Below are 18,781 nucleotides of genomic sequence, written 5' to 3'. Positions count from 1 at the left end.
AAGGAGGCTTGCGATGCACGCGATCCGGTTCCGCGGAACCTGTCGGCGCTGAGTGCGCCGCCCCTTCCCGCCCGCCTTCAGCCGAGATGCAGCACCATGATCCGCAGCCTTGCCCGCCAGCCCTTCCTCACCCTCCGTGCGCTGCTGATGCGCGCCTTCCCGCGCACGCCACGCCCGCCCCGGCAGTCCGAGATCGAGAGTGCCCTGTTGCGCGCGATGGGAGGGCTTTGAGCATGCGCGGCTCCCGGCCGATCAGCGTGGAGGGGCGCTTCGTGGGCGTCGCCGTGGCGCGAGAGGCCGACTGGCTCTTCCTAGCCACCGACCCCGCGCTGGAGGACCTGGAGGGCGCCGCCTTTCCCGATCCGGCGGAAGCGGCGCGGGTGGCGCGTGTGGTGATGCTGCGCGGGCGCGGCCGCCTCGCGGCTTAGGCCGGGCGCGCTACCACATGGTCTCCTTCGCCCGCGCGGCCCAGTTGCTGTCATAGGGCTCGCCGCCGACGCTGCCCGCGCTGAGGGCGGCGAGGATGCGGCCCGGCGTCGGCAGGCTGCCCGGGCGCACCTGAGCCTCCGCTTCCCAGAGGCGGGCGCGCAGGACGGCGCGGGCGCACTGGAAGTAAACGGTCTCCACCGCCACCACGATCACGCTGCGCGGGCGCTTGCCCTCCACCGCGAAGCTTTCCAGCAGGTCCGGCGCGAGGGAAAGATGCGCGCGCCCGTTCACGCGCAGCGCGTTGCCGTGGCCTGGGATCAGGAACATCAGCCCCACGCGCGGGTCGCGCAGGATGTTGCGCAGGCTGTCCACGCGGTTGTTGCCGCGCCGGTCGGGCATCAGCAGCGTGCGCTCGTCCGCCACGCGCACCAGCTCCCCCGGCCGGTCTCCGCGGGGGGAGCAGTCCAGTCCCTCAGGCCCGGCGGTGGCCAGGGCGGCGAAGGGCGAAGCCTCGATCAGCGCGCGGTATTCCGCGGTGATGCGCGGCACCTCCTTCACCGTGGAGGCGTCGTTCGGCGCGCCATAGAGGGCTTCGAGCTGCGCGAGCGTGTCGATGGTGTCGGGCATGTGGGCCTCCCCTGCCCCAGTGCTGCCCTCGCGCGGGGCGCTTCGCAAGGGAGTGCGGGGCGGACGTCACGAAAGCGTCGCACCCCGGCGCGGCCGGTTCCGCCCCGGGCGGGCGCGATCTAGCCTCCGCGCCATGCAGGACCTTCACGGCGTCTTCCCTTACCTGGTTTCCCCCATCGGCCCGGACGGACGGGTGCTGGACGACGTGCTGGCGCGGCTGGTGGAGCACCTGGTCGCCGCCGGCGTGCACGGGCTGACGCCGCTCGGCAGCACCGGGGAATTCGCCTACCTCAACGCGGAGCAGCGGCGCCGCATCATCGAGGTGGTGGTGGAGGCCGCGGCCGGGCGGGTGCCGGTCGTGGCGGGAATCGCGGCCACCACCACGGCGGAGGCGGTGCGCCAGGCGCGGGAGGCGGAGGCGCTGGGGGCGAACGGCATCCTCGCGATCCTGGAAGCCTATTTCCCCGTGCCCGAGGCCGGGGTGGTCGCCTATTTCACGGCGGTGGCGGATGCGGTGGGCCTGCCGGTGGTGCTCTACACCAACCCGCAGTTCCAGCGCTCCGACCTGTCGCTGCCGGCGTTGGAGGCGCTCTCGCGCCATCCGCGCATCGGCTACGTCAAGGACGCCTCCACCAACACCGGGCGGCTGCTCTCCATCATGGACCGGACCGAGGGGCGGATGCGGGTCTTCGCGGCCTCGGCGCATATTCCGGCGGCGGTGATGCTGATCGGGGGCGTCGGCTGGATGGCGGGGCCCGCCTGCGCCATCCCGCGGCAGAGCGTGCGGCTCTACGGGTTGTGCCGCGCTGGCGACTGGGCGGGAGCCATGGCGCTGCAGCGGCGGCTGTGGCGGATCAACGAACTCTTTGCGCGCCATGCCCTGGCCGCCTGCATCAAGGGGGCGCTGGAGATCCAGGGCTTTCCGGTGGGCAGCCCCCTTCCCCCGCAGCCCGCGCTTTCCCCGGAAGGGCGGCGCGAGGTGGAGGCGGCGCTGGCCGGACTGGAAATCCACGCGGAGGATGCGTAGATCGGGCGCATGCAGCCGAACCTCCGACTTCTTCGACAGGACCGCGCGCTGACGGCCGTCTCCGTGTTGCTGGACGTGGCCTTCCACGCCGGGCGCGGGGCCAACGGCGCGGTGGCCGGGGGGGCGGAGGTGGCGGACCGGCTGGGCGCCGCGCGCCGTGGGATCGAGCCGGTCTTCCAGGCCCTGTCCCGCGCCGGGCTGCTCGAGGGCGTGCGGGGGCCGCGCGGCGGCTACCGGCTGGCCCGGCGCCCGCGCGACATCCGCCTGTCCGAAGCGGTGGCGGCCGTGGCCGATGGGGCCGAGGGCGGCAGCGAGTTGTCGGGCGCACTTCACGGCGCGGTGGTGGCGCCGCTCTGGTCGGAGCTGGACGCGGCCCTGCGCGAGCGGTTGGAGGGGCTGACCCTGGAGGATCTTCTCCGGCGGGCCGAGACGGCCGGCCTGCAGCGCCCCTCAGCGGAGCCGCTGAACTTCGCGATCTGAGCCGGGGCCGCCTGACGCGGGCGGGCCCGGCTCGGCCTGCGGCTCCACCTTGCCGCGGCCTTGCAGCCAGGCCATGACGAGCCAGCACAGAAAGGCCCAGCCCGCGCCGCCGCACCAGCCGGCGAGCACGTCCGTCGGCCAGTGGACGCCGAGGTAAACCCGGCTGGCGCCCACCAGCAGCGTCGTCACGACCGCGACCGCGAGCACGTAGAAGCGCGTGCGGCCCAGCGGTTCCACCCGCAGCAGCAGAGCGCCCAGGGTGAGGTAGACCACGGCCGAAAGCATCGCGTGCCCGCTGGGGAAGCTGGCCGTGTAGACCTCCGCCCCGTGCGGCACGAGGTCGGGGCGGGGGCGTGCGAAACCGATCTTGAGGACGGAGCTGACCAGCATTCCGCTGCCCACCGCCACCGTGACGAACAGCGCGCCCGCCCTGCGCCCCGAGAGCAGCATGAAGCCCACCGTCGCGAGGGTGATGTAGCCGAGGATGGCGTGGCTGCCGAGCGCGGTCACGTCGCGCGCCATTTCTTCGAACCACCCGGGCCCGATCGGGTCCGAAAGGTCGGAAGGATTGCGGAGCGCGAGAAGGATGGCGCGGTCGAAGGCATGGGTGTCGCCCTCCACCACCTCCCCCGCCAGCTTGGCGAAGCCGAACAGGCCGGTGGCGACCGCCAGCAAGGCCAGCAACACGCCGCGCTCCTGCCGTGCCAGCCAGCCCCTGACGCCGCGTGGGGCCGGCGGCGGTGCCGCGCCGGCTTCCATCCCCTAGGGTGCCTCCGCCACGTCTGCGACGGCCTGCGTGGTGCGAAGCCCGCGCCCGACATCGGGCCCTTCCAGCACCTCCGCCCGGATGGACATGGTGGTCGGGGTGGCCGCGCCGTGGATCTCGGCGAAGGCGGCCTCCGCGGCGTCGCGCCCCTGGCCGATGCGCACGAGCACGTCGGGCGAAGCCTGGCGCGTCGCGTCGAAGAGCCACCACTTGCCGCCCAGGAAGGCCTCGAACACCGCGTGGAAATCCGGCGGAACCAGGCCAGGCGCATGGGCGGAGACGAAGCGGGTGGGAATGCCCAGCGCGCGGCAGAGGGCGACGGACAGGTGGGCGAAGTCCCGGCAGACGCCGGCGCCCGAGAGCAGCGTGTCCGTGGCCGTGGTGGTCGGGCTCGAGGCCCCGCGAAGATAGGTGATCCGGTCGTGCACCCAGTTGCACACCGCGGTCACGCGCGCATGGCCAGGCGGCGCATCGCAGAACTCGCGCAGGGCCAGGCGTTCCAGCCGGTCGGACTCGCAAAAGCGCGAGGGCCAGAGATGCGGCAGCACCTCGGGCGGCAGCTCCGCCGGGGCAAGCTGCGTGACCTCCCCGGGGTCCGCCACATGCGCGTCCAGCTCCACCTCCGCCTCGTGGTGGATGTGCAGGCTGGTGCCGGCCTGGGCATGGACGCGGAGGTAGCGGTTGCCGGTGGCGGGCACGGTCCAGTGCTCGGTGCGCGTGCCCTCGGGCGTGATCGTCAGCGTTTCGCGCAGGATGCGCTGCCGCGGGGTTTCCGCCGGCTGGACGTTCAGGATCAGGGTGGCAGGGCCATTGACCTGATAGCCGAGGTCGGAGCCGACGAGGATCTTCATGGTGGGCCTGGAACGATCGGGGGTTCGGGGGCGGGATGGGGACGCGGGCACAACGGCGGGCGGCGTGCTGCGATGCGACAGGGCCAAAGATTTCGGCGCGGCAGGGGCTGTGCGGTGCCGGGCGCCATGGGTGTAGGCTCCGCGCACAACGGAGGACTTGCCGATGGACCGACTGCCCGACGCGCCGATGCCCGACACCCCGCCGGCCGGGGAGATGATCTCGCCCCCGCTGTTCGAGCGGCTGGGGCGGCGCGGCTTCGTCGGCTCGGCCGGTGCGGCGGCAGGCTACACGCTGGCAGCCGGGCCGGTGATGGCCCAGACCATTGTCACCACCCCGGCCGACGGGCTGGTGGCCGGCGAGGTGGTGATCGAGGCCGGGGACCGCGCCCTGCCCGGCTACCGCGCGCGCCCGGCCTCGGGCCGCGACTGGCCGGTGGTGCTGGTGTGCCAGGAAATCTTCGGCCTTCATGAATACATCAAGGATGTGTGCCGCCGCCTGGCGCGCGAAGGCTACCTGGCGGTGGCGCCGGACTACTATGTGCGGCAGGGCGATGCGGCAGCCGCGCCGGACGTGGCGGGGGCGGCGGCCATCGCGGGGCGCAAGCCCGACGACGAGCTGTTCCGCGACCTGGACGCGACCCTCGCCTGGGCTGGAATGGACGGCGGCAGCGCGGAGAAGATGGCGATCATCGGCTTCTGCCGTGGCGGCCGGAACGTCTGGGCCTATGCGGCGCAGAACGCGCGGCTGAAGGCGGGCGTCGCCTGGTACGGGCCGGTGGCGGGGCAGGCCAGCGCCCTCACCCCGCGCGTGCCGCTGGACATGGCCGGCGAGATCAAGTGCCCGATCCTCGGCCTATACGGTGAAGCGGACACGGGCATCCCCGTGGACAGCCTGCGCGAGATGGAGAAGCGCATGCGGGAGGCCGGCAAGCGCTTCACCCTGGTGATCTATCCGGGAGCGCCGCACGGCTTCCACGCCGACTACCGGCCGAGCTACCGCCCCGAACAGGCACAGGCCGGCTGGCGGCTGATGCTGGACTTCCTGCGCGGGAACGGGGTGGGCTGAGCAGCCCCGGTCAGGGCGCGCCGGCGGCCCCGAGCCGCCGCAGCATGCCCTGCCCGGCGGCACGGCCAGTGGCGATGCAGGCGGTGAGGAGATGGCCTCCCGTCGGCGCCTCCCAGTCCAGCATCTCCCCCGCCACGAACAGGGTGGGGAGGCGGCGCAGGGCGAAGTCGTCGTCCAGCTCCTCCCAGCGAAGGCCACCGGCGGAGGAGATGGCGCGGTCCAGGCCGGACACGCCGGTGACGCGGAGCGGCAGCGCCTTGACGGCGGCCTCCGGCGGCCCCTCGCCCTCGTGCAGCAGAGCGATGGCGGCGGGCGGCAGGGACAGGTTGCGGCGCAGGTGATTGGAGAGCGACTGGCCGCGGCGGGCGGTGGCCAGGCGGCGGACCACCTCCTCCACCGGCATGTCCGGGCGGAGGTCCAGCGTGACGGTCGCGCTGCCCTCGGCCGCCACGCGGTCCCGGATGGCGGCCGAAAGGGCGTAAACGACGCCGCCCTCCAGCCCCCCCGCGGTGATCACGGCCTCCCCGCGCACGGTGCGGCCGTTGAAGGTGAGGGCGATGCGCTTGAGCGGGCTGCCCGCGAAGCGGTCCCGCAGATGGGCGGTCCAGGGGATCAGCACGCCGCAATTCGCGGGCACGAAAGGCGCCAGGGCCACCCCCCTGGCCGCGAGCAGCGGCACCCAGGCGGCATCCGACCCCAGGCGCGGCCAGGAGGCGCCGCCGAGGGCCAGCAGCGCGGCATCCGGGGCGAGGTGGATCGGGGTGCCGCCGGGCCGGTCGAAGCACAGGGCGCCGTCCGCGGACCACCCCGTCCAGGCGTGGCGGTTGAGGAGGGTGACGCCCCGGGCGGCGAGGCGGGCGAGCCAGGCGCGCAGCAGGGGCGCGGCCTTCATGGCGGTGGGGAACACCCGCCCGCTGGTGCCGGCATAGGTGGGCTGGCCGAGTGCCTCGCACCAGGCGCGGAGCGCCTCGGGCGGAAAGGCACGGATGGCCGGTTCCAGCCGCGCGCGCGCCGCGCCGTAGCGGGAAAGGAACGTCTCGAAGGGCTCGGTGTGGGTGAGATTGAGGCCGCCACGCCCGGCCATCAGAAGCTTGCGGGCGGGGCTGGGCATGCGGTCCAGGACGGTGACCGCAACGCCCGCTTCCGAGAGGACCTCCGCCGCCGCCAGCCCCGCGGGGCCGGCGCCGACGATGGCTATGTTGCCGCGCGCCGCTGGCGCGGGGCCGCGCGGGTCAGCGATCGCGCTCGACCAGAAGAGTCTTGATGTGGCCGATCGCCTCGGCCGGGTTCAGCCCCTTCGGGCAGGTCCGGGCGCAGTTCATGATGGTGTGGCAGCGGTACAGGCGGAACGGGTCCTGCAGCTGGTCCAGGCGCTCGCCCGTGTACTCGTCGCGCGAGTCCGCGATCCAGCGATAGGCCTGGAGCAGAACCGCCGGGCCGAGATAGCGGTCGCCGTTCCACCAGTAGGACGGGCAGGCGGTGGTGCAGCAGAAGCAGAGGATGCACTCCCACAGCCCGTCGAGCTTGGCGCGCTCCTCCTTGGACTGCAGCCGCTCGCTGTCCGGCGGCGGCGCGGTGTCCGCCTTCAGCCAGGGCTGGATGGAGGTGAGCTGGGCGTAGATCTGGCCGAGATCCGGCACCAGGTCCTTCACCACGGGCATGTGCGGCAGCGGGTTGATCCGCACCTCGCCCTGCACGTCCTCGATCGGCTTGAGGCAGGCGAGCGTGTTCAACCCGTCGATGTTCATCGAGCAGGAGCCGCAGATGCCCTCGCGGCAGGAGCGCCGGAAGGTGAGCGTGGTGTCCACCTCGTTCTTGATCTTGATCAGCGCGTCCAGGACCATGGGCCCGCACTTGTCGAGATCGACCTCGTAGGTGTCCATCCGTGGGTTGTCGCCCGTGTCCGGGTCCCAGCGGTAGATCTTGAAGGAGCGCACGTTGGTGGCGTCGGCATCGGCCTTGTAGGTCTGGCCGGTGCCGATCGTGCTGTTCTTCGGGAGGGTAAAGGTCGCCATGGGTTCCGGGCTTCCTAGTAAACGCGTGCCTTGGGCGGGAAGACCTGAACCTCGTTGGTGAGGGTCCGCATCTTCACGTCCCGGTAGTCGAGCCGCACCTTGTACTGGTCGTTCACCCAGGCAAGTGTGTGCTTCATCCAGTTCTGGTCGTCGCGCTCGGGGTAGTCCTCGTGCGCGTGGGCGCCGCGGGACTCGTGCCGGGCCTCGGCGCCGACCACGGTGGTCAGCGCGTTGCCGATCAGGTTGTCCAGCTCCAGCGCCTCCACGAGGTCGCTGTTCCAGATCAGGCTGCGGTCGGCGATGCGGATGTCCTCGTAGCCCTGGGCCACCTTGTCCATCTTCTCCACGCCCTCCTTGAGGAGGTCTGCGGTGCGGAACACCGCCGCGTGGTTCTGCATCGTGCGCTGCATCTCGCCGCGAAGCTCACCGACGGTGGTGCCGCCCTTGGCGCTGCGCACGCGGTCCAGCCGGGCGAGCGCCTTGTCACCGGCACCTTCCGGGAGCGGTGCCTGGGATGCACCGGGCTTGAGCGTCTCGCGCGCGCGGTGGGCGGCGGCGCGGCCGAACACCACGAGGTCGAGCAGCGAGTTGGTGCCGAGGCGGTTGGCGCCGTGCACGGACACGCAGGCGGCCTCGCCCACGGCCATCAGGCCCTGCACCGTCGCGTCCGGGTCGGCGGCGGTCGGGCGCAGCACCTCGCAATGGATGTTCGTGGGGATGCCGCCCATGTTGTAGTGAACCGTGGGCAGCATCGGCAGCGGCTCCTTCGTCACGTCCACGCCGGCGAAGATCTTCGCCGTCTCGGAGATGCCGGGCAGGCGCTCGTGCAGCAGGTCGGCGCCGAGATGCTCGAGGTGCAGATGGATGTGGTCCTTCTGCGGGCCGACGCCGCGGCCCTCGCGGATCTCCATGGACATGGCGCGCGACACGACGTCGCGGGACGCCAGGTCCTTCGCCGTCGGCGCGTAGCGCTCCATGAAGCGCTCGCCCTCGGAGTTCGTGAGGTAGCCGCCCTCGCCACGCGCACCCTCGGTCACGAGGCAGCCGGAGCCGTAGATGCCCGTCGGGTGGAACTGCACGAACTCGTTGTCCTGCAGCGGCAGGCCGGCGCGCAGCACCATGCCGCCGCCATCGCCCGTGCAGGTGTGGGCGGAGGTGCAGGAGAAGTAGGCACGGCCGTAGCCGCCCGTCGCCATCACCGTGGTCTGGGCGCGGAAGCGGTGGATGGAGCCGTCCTCCAGGCACCAGGCCATGACGCCGCGGCAGACGCCTTCCTCATCCATGATGAGGTCGAGGGCGATGTACTCGACGAAGAACTCGCAGTTGTGCTTCAGCGACTGCTGGTAGAGCGTGTGCAGGATGGCGTGGCCGGTGCGGTCGGCCGCGGCGCAGGCGCGCATCACCGGCGCCTTGCCGTAATCCGACGTGTGGCCGCCGAAGGGGCGCTGGTAGATCCTGCCATCCTCCGTGCGGGAGAAGGGCACGCCGTAGTGCTCCAGCTCGATGATCGCCGGCACGGCCTCGCGGCACATGTACTCGATTGCATCCTGGTCGCCGAGCCAGTCCGACCCCTTCACGGTGTCGTACATGTGCCAGCGCCAGTCGTCCTCGCCCATGTTGCCGAGCGCCGCGCCGACGCCACCCTGGGCGGCGACCGTGTGGGAACGGGTGGGGAAGACCTTGGTGATGCAGGCGGTCTTGAGGCCGGCCTCACCCATGCCGAAGGTGGCGCGCAGGCCGGCGCCGCCGGCGCCGACGACGACCACGTCATAGGTGTGGTCCACGATGCGATAGGCTGCCCCGTTGATCCCGGGGCGCGGAGGCTGGCTGATGGCGTTCATCGCGGGCTCTCGTGCGGGTGGGCGCCGTTTTGGGCGCGTGTGTCGTCGCGCCGGATGGCGCGGGAAGCATCGCGCCGGATGGCGCGGGAAGGACAGCGCCGGATGGCGCGGGAAACGTGGTCACGCCCCGAAAGGCGGGGCCGGACGCCCTGGCGGCCGACTTCGGAACTGATATGGGATGCCTTCGCGCGGTGTGGAGTGCCCGCATCGGCGGAGCGGCACCGCGCGGGGCGCATCAGGCGGCCGCCACCGCGAGGCGCAGGATGGACAGGGCGGAGAGCAGCCCCAGCAGCCAGCAGGCGCCACGGATCAGCAGGCCCGCCACCATCGCGCGGCGCTCGGGGCGGATGTAGTCCTCGATCACCACCTGGAGGCCGCCGGCGGTGTGATAGAAGCCGATTCCGGTCAGCAGCAGCAGCAGCACGGCGTTGAAGGGGTGGCCGACCCAGTGGGCGAATTCCTCGTAGGGCGCGCCGGCGCGGATCGCCAGGGAGAAGATGAACCACAGCATCAGCGGCAGCAGCGCGATGGAGGTCACCCGCTGCATCCACCAGTGATGCGTTCCGCTCTTCGCGGAGCCGTTCTGGCGGACGCGGCCGAGCGGGGTCTGGAGGCGGGTCTGGTGGTCGGTGGTGGAGGGGAAGTTCTCGCTCATCTCTCGGTGCCCCTCAGGATGCCCAGGCGATCACGGCGACCACCCAGGTCAGCACCGTCAGCACGCCGGTGGCGATGATGGTGGCCCAGCCCGTGCGATAGGTGGTGAGGATGTCGTAGCCGTAGCCGGCATCCCAGTAGAGGTGCCGGACGCCGGCGAGCGTGTGGTACCAGATCACGGCGGTGAGGCCGAAGAGCAGGATCACGCCGATGAAGCTGCCCATGAAGCCCTGCACCGTGGCATAGGCCTCGGGCCCCGAGGCCAGGGCGGTGATCCACCACACGAAGAACAGCAGCCCCACCGACCACGCGCTGCCGGTGATGCGGTGCATGATGGAGGTGATGCTGGTCATCTGCAGCATGTCGTAGACCTGCAGGTGCGGCGAGAGCGGACGGCGGACCAGGGTGCCGTCCGTGCGCCGGCCGACCATCGTGGCCTCGCGCGCGTCGTGGTGATTTGCTGCCATGGGCCGTCCTGCGGTTGCGTCCGGGCCTGTCACAGTTCGGCAACCGGCCGCCGCTTTTATGGTGCGGCACGGCAAAGCGTCAATTGCGGCGGCGCGCCCGGGGGTGGACAAGGGCGCGCCATATCAAGCATTTGCGAAAGACTCGCAAGTCCATCACCACGTGCCCGGCACCCTGCGCCTCTGCCTCAGCGGTGCCCTTTCCCTGCGCCTCACTGGCGCAAGGCGCCGCGCCGATCCATTTCCTCCGCGATCTGAACGGCATTCAGGGCGCCCCCCTTGCGGAGGTTGTCGCCCGCGCACCAAAGCGCGAGGCCGTGCGGCAGGGCGGGGTCGGCCCGGAGGCGGGAAATAAAGACCGGGTCCTCGCCCACCGTTTCAAGCGGCGTGATGTAGCCGCCGTCGTCGCGCCGATCGAGAAGGGTCAGGCCCTGCGCACCGCGAATCGCCTCCCGCGCCTCCGCCTCCGACACGGGACGGTCGAAGCTGGCATGCACCGCGACCGACTGCCCGATGAAGACCGGCACGCGCACGCAGGTGGCCGTGACGGCGATCTGGCCGCCCAGCAGGCGCGGCAGCTCCTCGGCGATCGCCTCCTCCTCCTCGGTGCGGCCGTCCTCGCCGAAGGCGCCGACATGGGGGATCAGGTTGAAGGCAATGGGCTTGGTGAACTGCTCGGGATTGGCTTGGTCGTTCACGAAAACGCCGCGGGTCTGGCTGAACAGCTCGTCCATCGCGTCCCGGCCCGCACCGGAAACCGGCTGCAGCGAGGTGGCGACCACCCGGACCAGGCCGCCGATGGCCTGCAGCGGGTGCAATGCCAGGGCGAGCAGGATGGCACCCGCCACCGGATTGGCCACCACGCGCGGGTTGGCGGACAGCGCGCCCGGATTGACCTCCGGCACCACCACCGGGATGTCCGGCCCCCCGGCCCCCGTGGCGTCGATCACCGTGCAGCCGGCCGCGGCCGCGCGGCGGGCCAGCAGAACAGGGGCGGGTGTGCCGGGCGCCATGAAGAGAAGGTCGGTGGCCGACCAGTCGTGCCGCTCCACCGCGGCCACCACCACGTCCTGCTCGCCATGGGACATCGTGCCGCCCACCGCCCGGCCCGAGGCAAGGGCCGTGAGCGAGGCTGTGGGGAAGTCCCGTTCCGCCAGTGTCTTGACGATTTCGCGCCCCATCTGGCCGGGCGCCCCGGAAACGGCAATGCGATAGCTCATGTGACGCAACCCTCCCGCCGGCACCCTCCGCCGGGAACGGCGGGCCGCAGATGGGCCGATCCCGCCCCGCGCGCAAGCGGGGCGGGGTCGGCGCGATCCGCCGTCCTTAGGGTCAGGCGGAGCGCACGGCACGCAGGAAGCCTGCTGACTTCTCCCGGAGGATGGCGGTCTGCCCCGCCAGCGCCTCGGTGGCCGTGAGCATGGCCCCGGCGGCCGTCCCGGTTTCGTCGGCCGCGGCCCGCACGCCGGCGATGGCCTGGTTCACCGTGTCCGTGCCCCCCGCCACCTGGGCGGCGCTCCGGGCGATCTCCCGCGTGGTGGCGCCCTGCTGCTCCACGGCGGCGGCGATGGCCGTCGCGATGCCGCTGGTGCGCTCCACCGTGGCGCCGATGCCGCGGATGGCCTCCACCGCACCGGCAGTCGCGGCCTGCATCTGCTGGATCTGGACGGAAATGTCCTCGGTCGCCTTGGCGGTTTGGGCCGCCAGGGTCTTCACCTCGCTCGCCACAACCGCGAAGCCGCGCCCGGCCTCGCCCGCCCGCGCCGCCTCGATCGTGGCGTTCAGCGCCAGCAGGTTGGTCTGGCCGGCGATGTCGCCGATCAGTCGCACCACGTCGCCGATCCGGGCGGCGCTGGCGGACAGGCCGCGCACGGTGCCGTCCGTGGCGCGCGCCTCGGACACGGCCAGGGCAGCCACCTCGGCGGCCTCGGTCACGCGGCGGGTGATCTCGGTGATGGAGGCGGCCATCTCCTCGGCCGCGGCGGCGACCGACCCCACCTCCCCGCTGGCGCGGGAAGCGGCATCGGCCACCTGCGCAGCCTCCTGCCCGGAGCGGCCGGCGGTGTCATGCACCCCGCCCGCGGCGCGGCGCAGGGCCTCGACCTCTCCCGCCAGGTTCTCCACCACGGCGCCGACCTCGGCTTCGAAGGTATCGGCCAGGCGGGCCTCCTCCGTGGCCAGCCGCCAGGTGAGCATGGGCCCCGCATAGGCGCCGGTGCCGGTCCGGATGGCGGAGGCCTGAAGGTCCACGACGTCCGCGCCGATGCGCAGGCGGGCGCGGTGGGGAAGCCGCGCGGGATCGGAGAAGACGCCGACCTGCCCGGACAGGCCATCGAGAGGCAGCGAATCGAGGACGCGGCCGAGCACCGGCCCCTCCAGGCCGAGGCGGGCGAGCACCGCGGCCATCTCCGCGTTCACGTGGGTGATGCGCAGCGCGGGGTCGGCTGCCATCAGGCCGAGCGGCATCTGCTCGATCATCTGGGCCTGGGCGAAGGCGCGCCCGACCGTGCCGCGCAATTCCTCCAGCGCGGCGGCGATCCGCCCGGTTTCGTCGCGGCAGGCGCGGTCCGCGACCTCGGCACGGCTTTCACCCGCGGCCGTGTCGCCCGAGGCGATGGCCTTCACCCGCGCGGCGGCGCGGCGCAGCGGCGCGCCGATCGCCCGCGCGCTGGCCCAGGAGGAGCCGAGCAGGATCAGCGCCACGGTGCCGCCGATCCAGAGCAGGACGCTTTCCACGTCGTCCATCGTGGCGTTCATCTCCGCGCGGTGCTCCGCCTGGTCGGCCTGGAGGAGCCGGACCGCTTCGTCGAGCGCGGCGCGGGTCGCCTGGGCAGCGGGCTCGGCCTCATCGCGCCGGATCGTGGCCAGTTCCGCCACGGCCTTGAGAATGGTCTCGGCCCCCTCCGCCAGGCCGCCCGCGATCGTGGCAAGGCGCGCCACGTCCTCCTTCAGCCGGTCGGACATCGCGAAGGATTGCGCGCCGCGCAGATGGACCCGCTGCTGGGCAAGGGCACGGCGGGTGCGTCGGGCCTGGGCGTCGTCGCCGGTGATGAGGTAGCGCTGCACGGCCAGGCGCGCCTCGTTCACGCCGTTGCTGAAGGTGATCACGCGGTTGCGGATCTCGTCCATCTGCGCGCGGTCGGGCACCTCGAATTCGAGCGCGCCGAGCACGGCCTCCATGCCCTGGTCGAATTCGCCGTTCACACGGTAGAGCCGCTCGTCGCGGGCCTCGATCATGCGGGCGCGCGCCTCCAGCATGCGGTCCAGGGCCGCGCGATAGGCAGCGATGGCCGGCAGGGCGGCGCGTGCGGCCGCCTGCGCGGCAGGCAGGCTGGTGGCCGCCGCCGCCTCTCCGGCCAGCCCGGCGGCGGTGGACAGGGCGGCGGTGCCGGCGCGCGCCGCCTCCCGCGCGGCGGGCAGGGTTTGGGCGCTGTTCAGTTCCCCCTCGGCCACCGGGGCCTGTGCGGCGTGGATGGCCGCGCCCTCCACAAGCCCGACCACGCGGGCGGCGGCGGTGACGATTTCCCCCTGCCGGCCGATCTCCCGCAACTCCATCCAGACGAGGCCAACAAGCCCGGCGAGGAGCGACAGGGTGAGGCCGGCGGTGGCGCCGAGCTTCCGGGCGACCGACAGGTTCTGAAAGGAACGCATTTTGCGGCACGGGCCTCCTGAGGCGGGTTGCCCCATCAGGCGCCGAAAACACTAATCCCCGGATAAGGCCGCCCACGCCGGGGTCGCCACGTGGAACGCGCCGGACGCGAAACCGCGCTTGCGGCCGGCGCGCCGAGGGCGCAGATCGCGCCGCGTGCTGCACATGATCAAGCTGGCCGTGGGGCCCAAGGACGTCGAGGCGATGGAGCGTGGCCAGGCCCTCCGCGCCCGCGAGGCCGAGGGGCTGCGCCATGTCACCCGCATGACGCCGAAGCGCGCGCCCGAGATCCTGCAGGGCGGATCGATCTACTGGGTGGTGGCGGGGGTGCTCCGGGTGCGGCAGCGCATCCTGGCCATCGAGTCGGTGCGGCGGGCGGACGGCACGGCCGCCACCGCGCTGGTGCTGCAACCGGGGCTGGTGCCCGTGCACCCGCGGCCGATGAAGCCCTTCCAGGGCTGGCGCTACCTGGAGGCAGCCGCCGCGCCGCCGGACATCGCGGAGGGCGAGGCGGTGGCGGAGGGGATCGACGAGTTGCCGCCCAGGCTGCGCCGCGCGCTCTCCGACCTCGGGCTGCTCTGAGGAGCGGCCCACCCGTGACCTCCGGCGCGGCCCGTGCTACGGCCGCGCGACGCCATGGCCCGCATCCCATGTTCCGACGGCTGACGCGCCATCCGCGCTTCCTTTCCCTCGCGGCCCGGCTGCTGGGGCTTTACGTCGCCCTTGCCCACCGGACCACGCGCTGGACCCTGGCGGCGGAGGGCGCGACGGAGGCCCTGCGGAACGGCGCGGCGGACGGGCCGATCATCCTCGCCTTCTGGCACGAGCGGCTGACGCTCGGCCCCTCGCTCTGGGTCACCATGCGGGGCTTGGTGCCGGGGCTCGCCCCCAAGCGGCCGCAGGTGCTGGTGTCCCGCCACCGGGACGGCGTGTTCATCGGCAACGTCGTCGCGCGCTTCGGGCTGGAAACCATCCACGGCTCATCGAGCAAGGCCGGAAGTTCCAAGGGGGGCAGCGCCGCGCTGCGCGCCATGCTGCGGGTGCTGCGCGCGCAGGGTGTTGTGGCCATCACGCCGGACGGGCCGCGCGGCCCCCGGCGGGTGGCTGCGACGGGGGTGGGGCAGTTGGCCGCCTTCTCGGGCGCGCCCGTCTTCGCCTATGCCGCGGCCACCACGCGCTGCATCCGCCTGCGCTCCTGGGACCGCAGCGTGGTGCCCCTGCCCTTCGCCCGCGGGCTGATGATCCTGCTTCCGCCCTTCACCGTGCCGCCGGATTGCGGGGAAGCCGGGCGCGCCGCCGTGGAGGCTTGGCTGACCGAGGCATGCGAGGCCGCCGATGCCTGGGCCGAAGCGAGCCGGGCCGGAACCGGCACCGGGGCGGCGCTGGCGGCGGCCCGGGCCCTGGCCGGGCGGCCCCCGCCGGTTCTGCTGCCCACCCTGGCGGCGCCCGACGAGGCGCAGGGCGCTTGAGCGTGCTGCCGGATGGCGGCTGGCGCGCCGGGCTGCCGCTCGCGGCCTGGCGGGCGGTGACGACGCTGGGCGCCCCCCTGCTGCCCTTCTGGCTGGCGGGCCGGGCGCGGCGCGGCAAGGAAGACCCGGCCCGGCTCCGCGAGCGCCGCGGCGAGGGCGCGGCGCGGCCGCCGGGACCGCTTCTTTGGCTGCACGGCGCCAGCGTGGGCGAGAGCCAGTCCGCCCTGCCCCTGGTGGAGGCCCTGGCGCGGGTGCGCCCCGACCTTCACTTCCTGCTGACCACGGGCACGCGAACGGCGGCGCAGGTTCTGGCCGAGCGCCTGCCGCCCGGTCTGGCGCCGCGCGTGCAGCACCGCTTCGTGCCCCTCGACGTGCCCGCCCATGCCGCGCGCTTTCTGGACGGCTGGCGGCCCGACGCCGCCGTGCTGATCGAGAGCGAGATCTGGCCCAACCTGATCGGGGCAGCCGCGGCGCGTGGCGTGCCGATCGCACTGGTGAACGCACGGCTTTCGGCGCGCTCGGCCCGGGGCTGGGGGCGCCTGCCGGCGGTCGCGCGCCGGCTGTTCGGCGCCTTCGCCCTGGTCGCCGCGCAAACGGAGGAGGACGCGGCACGGCTGCGCGCGCTGGGCGCCGCGGACGCAAGGGCGTGGGGAAACCTGAAGTTCTCCGCCCGCCCCCTGCCCGCCCCGGAACCTGAGCTCGCCGCCATGCGGGCCGCGATCGGCGCCCGGCCCGTGCTGCTGGCCGCCAGCACCCATCCGGGCGAGGACGCGCAGGTGGCCAAGGCGCATGGCCGCCTGCGCGCGCGCCTGCCGGGGCTGCTGACGGTGATCGCTCCCCGCCACCCCGAGCGCGGCCCGGCGCTCGCGCGGGAACTGGCGGAGGCGGGCGGGATCGCGCTGCGCTCGGCAGGGGAGATGCCGGGGCCGGGCACCGCGATCTACCTGGCCGACACGATCGGCGAGCTCGGGCTGCACTACCGCCTCGCCGGGGCGGCGCTGATCGGCGGGTCGCTGGTGCCGCATGGTGGGCAGAACCCGCTGGAAGCGGCACGGCTGGGCTGCCCGGTTCTGCTCGGCCCGCACACGCAGAACTTCACGGCCATCGCGGACCGCATGGTCGAGGCCGGGGCAGCGCTGCGGGTGGACGGACCCGAGGCGCTGGCCGAGGCGGCGGGCAGCGTGCTAACGGAGCCGGACCGGGCCCGGTCCATGACGGAGGCCGCCGCCCGGATCGCGGCGGATGCCGGGGCCCTGCCCGAGCGCATGGCCGGCGCGATCGAGGCCCTCCTGCCCGCCTCTCCCCACCAAGGGGACGGGGCGCGGCCGGCAGCATAAGGACGACCGACGGCACCATGCGTGCCCCCGATTTCTGGACCGGGGATGGCGGCGGCATCGCGCCCCTCCTGCTCTCCCCCCTCGCGGCGCTCTATGCGGCGGCCACGGCGCGCCGCGTGGCGAAGGCCGGGTGGCGCGCGCCGGTGCCGGTGATCTGCTGCGGCAACGCGACGGCGGGCGGGGCGGGCAAGACCGGCCTCGCGCTCGACATCGGCATGCGGCTGGCGAACCGCGGGGTCGCCGTGCACTTCCTCACCCGTGGGTATGGCGGCAAGCTGAGCGGGCCGGTTCGGGTGGAGCCCGGCCGGCACGACAGCGAGGCGGTGGGCGACGAGGCCCTGCTGCTGGCCGCGGAGCGGCCGACCTGGGTGGCCAGCGACCGCGCGGCCGGCGCCCGCGCGGCGGTGGAGGCCGGCGCGCAGGCCATCGTGATGGATGACGGGCTGCAGAACCCGACGCTGGAGAAGGACCTTTCCTTTCTGGCAATCGACGGCTCCTATGGCTTCGGCAACGGGCGCGTGATCCCGGCGGGGCCGCTGCGGGAGCCGGTTTCGGCGGCGGCCTCGCGGGCGCAGGCAGCGGTGCTGATGGGCGAGGACGAGCACGCGGCCCTGACCCAGCTTTCCCCGGGCCTGCCGGTGCTGCGGGCGCGCACCGTGCCGGGGCCGGAGGCGGCGCAGCTCGCGGGCCAGGCGGTCTTCGCCTTCTGCGGCATCGCCAATCCCCGCAAGTTCTTCACCACCCTGTCGGAGGCCCGGGCGATCATCGCAGGGCGTGCCTCCTATGCGGACCACTATCCCTACGATGCCGGGGACATGCGCGAACTGCTGGCTGAAGCCGACCGGCTGCGCGCCGTTCCCGTGACCACGAAGAAGGACTTCGTGCGCATTCCTGCCGCCTTCCGCGCGCGGGTGACGGTGGTGACGGTGACGCTGGCCTGGGACGAGCCGGCGCGGCTGGAAGCCATGCTGGACCCCCTGGTGTCGCGGGTGCCGGTGCCCGCCTGAGGCGCGGCCGGGCACGCAATCGCGAATAACTCCCGATCGCGTCCAAAGCACTGATTTCGCTTGCCCTTCCCTCCGAGCCCACAGCAGGGCTACCAAGGCGGGATGAAACGCTTCGAGGACCTCTCCGAGCCCGAGACCCTGGCGCTCGCGATCGCCAACGAGGAGGAGGATTCGCGCATCTACGCGACCTTCGCCATGCGGTTGCGCGCCGACTTCCCCGCCACCGCCGCCGTGTTCGACGGCATGGCGGACGAGGAGGGCGAGCACCGCAACGCCCTGCTCGCGCTGTACGAGCGCAAGTTCGGCCGCGAGTTGCCGCTGATCACTCGCCAGGACGTGCGCGGCTTCCTCAAGCGCAACCCCGTCTGGCTGGCCGAGGAGCTGCGGATCGACGTGGTGCGGCGGCAGGCGGCGATCATGGAGCTGGAGGCCGGCGAATTCTATTCCCGCGCGGCGGCGCGCGCCCGCGATACGGAGGTGCGGCGCCTACTGGGCGACCTGGCACTGATCGAGAAGAAGCACGGCGCACTCGCCGACCGGTTGACCGAGACGCACCTGACCGAGGCAGCGGTGGCCGGGGAGGACGCGACGGCGCGGCGGCTGCTGGTGCTGCAGGTGGTGCAGCCGGCGCTGGCCGGGCTGATCGACGGATCCGTCTCCACCCTCGCGCCCATCTTCGCCGCCGCCTTCGCCACGCAGTCCACGCACGAGACCTTCCTGGTGGGGCTCGCGGCCTCGGTGGGCGCCGGCATCTCCATGGGCCTGACCGAGGCCATGTCGGATGATGGCGCCATCACCGGGCGGGGCCGCCCCTGGATCCGCGGCCTGGCCTGCGGGCTGGCCACGGCCATCGGCGGCCTCGGCCATACCCTGCCCTACCTCATCCCCGACTTCTGGACGGCAACGATCGTGGCCGGTGCCATCGTGGTGCTGGAACTGATCGCCATCGCCTGGATCCGCTGGCGCTACATGGAGACGCCCTTCGGCGCGGCGCTGGTGCAGATCGTGCTGGGGGGCCTTCTGGTGCTGCTGGCGGGGATCGCCATCGGCAGCGGCTGAGGCGCTAGCCCGCGGGAGAAACCGAGGGCCGTTGCGATGC

General features: G+C 73.1%; 19 protein-coding genes and 2 pseudogenes. 10 read left to right on the top strand and 11 right to left on the bottom strand.

All coding sequences use genetic code 11. From position 1 onward, the window contains the following. Positions 1 to 96: 96 nt before the first annotated feature. Positions 97 to 231, top strand: a complete 135-nt coding sequence (locus ACFFIC_RS29080; RefSeq protein ID WP_377057051.1) for a hypothetical protein — start codon at positions 97 to 99, stop codon at positions 229 to 231. A gap of 2 nt (positions 232 to 233) precedes the next feature. After that, a complete protein-coding gene (locus tag ACFFIC_RS29075) occupies positions 234 to 428 on the top strand; it encodes a hypothetical protein (protein WP_377057049.1) in 195 nt (64 codons plus the stop codon). A gap of 10 nt (positions 429 to 438) precedes the next feature. On the opposite strand, the gene ACFFIC_RS29070 is transcribed toward ACFFIC_RS29075, so the two are convergent. Then, on the bottom strand, positions 439 to 1,056 hold the full coding sequence (locus ACFFIC_RS29070) for a pyridoxamine 5'-phosphate oxidase family protein (protein WP_377057047.1): 618 nt from the start codon (positions 1,054 to 1,056) through the stop codon (positions 439 to 441). A 133-nt stretch (positions 1,057 to 1,189) separates the two neighbouring features. Between ACFFIC_RS29070 and ACFFIC_RS29065 the strand changes: the two genes are divergently transcribed. Further along, complete coding sequence (locus ACFFIC_RS29065) at positions 1,190 to 2,083, top strand: dihydrodipicolinate synthase family protein (protein ID WP_377057045.1); 894 nt, start codon at positions 1,190 to 1,192, stop codon at positions 2,081 to 2,083. Between the two features lie 9 nt (positions 2,084 to 2,092). Further along, entirely contained in the window at positions 2,093 to 2,563 is a 471-nt protein-coding gene (locus ACFFIC_RS29060; protein WP_377057044.1) for an RrF2 family transcriptional regulator, read from the top strand. On the opposite strand, the gene ACFFIC_RS29055 is transcribed toward ACFFIC_RS29060, so the two are convergent. Together ACFFIC_RS29055 and ACFFIC_RS29050 are read right to left on the bottom strand one after the other, a co-directional pair. Next, on the bottom strand, positions 2,534 to 3,250 hold the full coding sequence (locus ACFFIC_RS29055) for a phosphatase PAP2 family protein (RefSeq protein WP_377057043.1): 717 nt from the start codon (positions 3,248 to 3,250) through the stop codon (positions 2,534 to 2,536). The two genes, ACFFIC_RS29060 and ACFFIC_RS29055, sit on opposite strands and share 30 nt — an antisense overlap. Positions 3,251 to 3,325: 75 nt before the next feature. Next, complete coding sequence (locus ACFFIC_RS29050; RefSeq protein WP_377057042.1) at positions 3,326 to 4,180, bottom strand: transglutaminase domain-containing protein; 855 nt, start codon at positions 4,178 to 4,180, stop codon at positions 3,326 to 3,328. Between the two features lie 163 nt (positions 4,181 to 4,343). Here ACFFIC_RS29050 and ACFFIC_RS29045 point away from each other — a divergent pair, with 163 nt between their 5' ends. Then, the gene (locus ACFFIC_RS29045) at positions 4,344 to 5,246 is read left to right on the top strand and encodes a dienelactone hydrolase family protein (protein ID WP_377057041.1); all 903 of its coding nucleotides are present in this window, start codon (positions 4,344 to 4,346) and stop codon (positions 5,244 to 5,246) included. A 10-nt stretch (positions 5,247 to 5,256) separates the two neighbouring features. On the opposite strand, the gene ACFFIC_RS29040 is transcribed toward ACFFIC_RS29045, so the two are convergent. The 7 genes from ACFFIC_RS29040 to ACFFIC_RS29010 form a co-directional block, all read right to left on the bottom strand. Then, positions 5,257 to 6,486: a TIGR03862 family flavoprotein gene (locus tag ACFFIC_RS29040; protein ID WP_377057137.1), complete on the bottom strand. Its 1,230-nt coding sequence runs from the start codon at positions 6,484 to 6,486 to the stop codon at positions 5,257 to 5,259. Next, positions 6,479 to 7,261: a succinate dehydrogenase iron-sulfur subunit gene (locus ACFFIC_RS29035; RefSeq protein WP_377057040.1), complete on the bottom strand. Its 783-nt coding sequence runs from the start codon at positions 7,259 to 7,261 to the stop codon at positions 6,479 to 6,481. The genes ACFFIC_RS29040 and ACFFIC_RS29035 overlap by 8 nt, the downstream gene beginning before the upstream one ends. Positions 7,262 to 7,275: 14 nt before the next feature. Beyond that, complete coding sequence (gene sdhA / locus ACFFIC_RS29030) at positions 7,276 to 9,102, bottom strand: succinate dehydrogenase flavoprotein subunit (RefSeq protein ID WP_377057039.1); 1,827 nt, start codon at positions 9,100 to 9,102, stop codon at positions 7,276 to 7,278. A 235-nt stretch (positions 9,103 to 9,337) separates the two neighbouring features. Beyond that, positions 9,338 to 9,757: a succinate dehydrogenase, hydrophobic membrane anchor protein gene (gene sdhD / locus ACFFIC_RS29025; RefSeq protein ID WP_377057038.1), complete on the bottom strand. Its 420-nt coding sequence runs from the start codon at positions 9,755 to 9,757 to the stop codon at positions 9,338 to 9,340. A 13-nt stretch (positions 9,758 to 9,770) separates the two neighbouring features. Further along, positions 9,771 to 10,223, bottom strand: a complete 453-nt coding sequence (gene sdhC, locus ACFFIC_RS29020; protein ID WP_377057037.1) for a succinate dehydrogenase, cytochrome b556 subunit — start codon at positions 10,221 to 10,223, stop codon at positions 9,771 to 9,773. 209 nt (positions 10,224 to 10,432) lie between these two features. Further along, positions 10,433 to 11,440: an aspartate-semialdehyde dehydrogenase gene (locus tag ACFFIC_RS29015; protein WP_377057035.1), complete on the bottom strand. Its 1,008-nt coding sequence runs from the start codon at positions 11,438 to 11,440 to the stop codon at positions 10,433 to 10,435. A 112-nt stretch (positions 11,441 to 11,552) separates the two neighbouring features. Beyond that, the gene (locus ACFFIC_RS29010; protein WP_377057033.1) at positions 11,553 to 13,871 is read right to left on the bottom strand and encodes a methyl-accepting chemotaxis protein; all 2,319 of its coding nucleotides are present in this window, start codon (positions 13,869 to 13,871) and stop codon (positions 11,553 to 11,555) included. A gap of 163 nt (positions 13,872 to 14,034) precedes the next feature. On the opposite strand from ACFFIC_RS29010, the gene ACFFIC_RS29005 reads away from it, so the two are divergent. The 4 genes and pseudogenes from ACFFIC_RS29005 to lpxK all read left to right on the top strand — a co-directional run. Continuing rightward, entirely contained in the window at positions 14,035 to 14,451 is a 417-nt protein-coding gene (locus tag ACFFIC_RS29005) for a DUF1489 family protein (RefSeq protein WP_377057135.1), read from the top strand. 68 nt (positions 14,452 to 14,519) lie between these two features. After that, positions 14,520 to 15,338: a lysophospholipid acyltransferase family protein gene (locus ACFFIC_RS29000; protein WP_377057031.1), complete on the top strand. Its 819-nt coding sequence runs from the start codon at positions 14,520 to 14,522 to the stop codon at positions 15,336 to 15,338. A gap of 2 nt (positions 15,339 to 15,340) precedes the next feature. After that, positions 15,341 to 16,675 carry a 3-deoxy-D-manno-octulosonic acid transferase gene (locus tag ACFFIC_RS28995; protein ID WP_377057133.1) on the top strand — a complete coding sequence of 445 codons (1,335 nt, stop codon included), beginning with the start codon at positions 15,341 to 15,343 and terminating at the stop codon, positions 16,673 to 16,675. A 17-nt stretch (positions 16,676 to 16,692) separates the two neighbouring features. Continuing rightward, positions 16,693 to 17,640, top strand: a pseudogene (lpxK, locus tag ACFFIC_RS28990) (tetraacyldisaccharide 4'-kinase); the annotation flags it as partial. Here lpxK and ACFFIC_RS28985 read toward each other — a convergent pair. Further along, positions 17,589 to 17,702: pseudogene (locus tag ACFFIC_RS28985) on the bottom strand (hypothetical protein); the annotation flags it as partial. The pseudogenes lpxK and ACFFIC_RS28985 sit on opposite strands and share 52 nt — an antisense overlap. A gap of 82 nt (positions 17,703 to 17,784) precedes the next feature. Between ACFFIC_RS28985 and mbfA the strand changes: the two are divergent. Beyond that, entirely contained in the window at positions 17,785 to 18,741 is a 957-nt protein-coding gene (gene mbfA, locus ACFFIC_RS28980; RefSeq protein ID WP_377057029.1) for an iron exporter MbfA, read from the top strand. The last annotated feature ends 40 nt before the right edge of the window (positions 18,742 to 18,781 follow it).

The organism is Muricoccus vinaceus (assembly GCF_042433125.1).
Taxonomy (GTDB): domain Bacteria; phylum Pseudomonadota; class Alphaproteobacteria; order Acetobacterales; family Acetobacteraceae; genus Roseomonas; species Roseomonas vinacea.
Note: the sequence above shows the minus strand (reverse complement) of the source record. Positions and strands in the feature narration are given on the sequence as shown.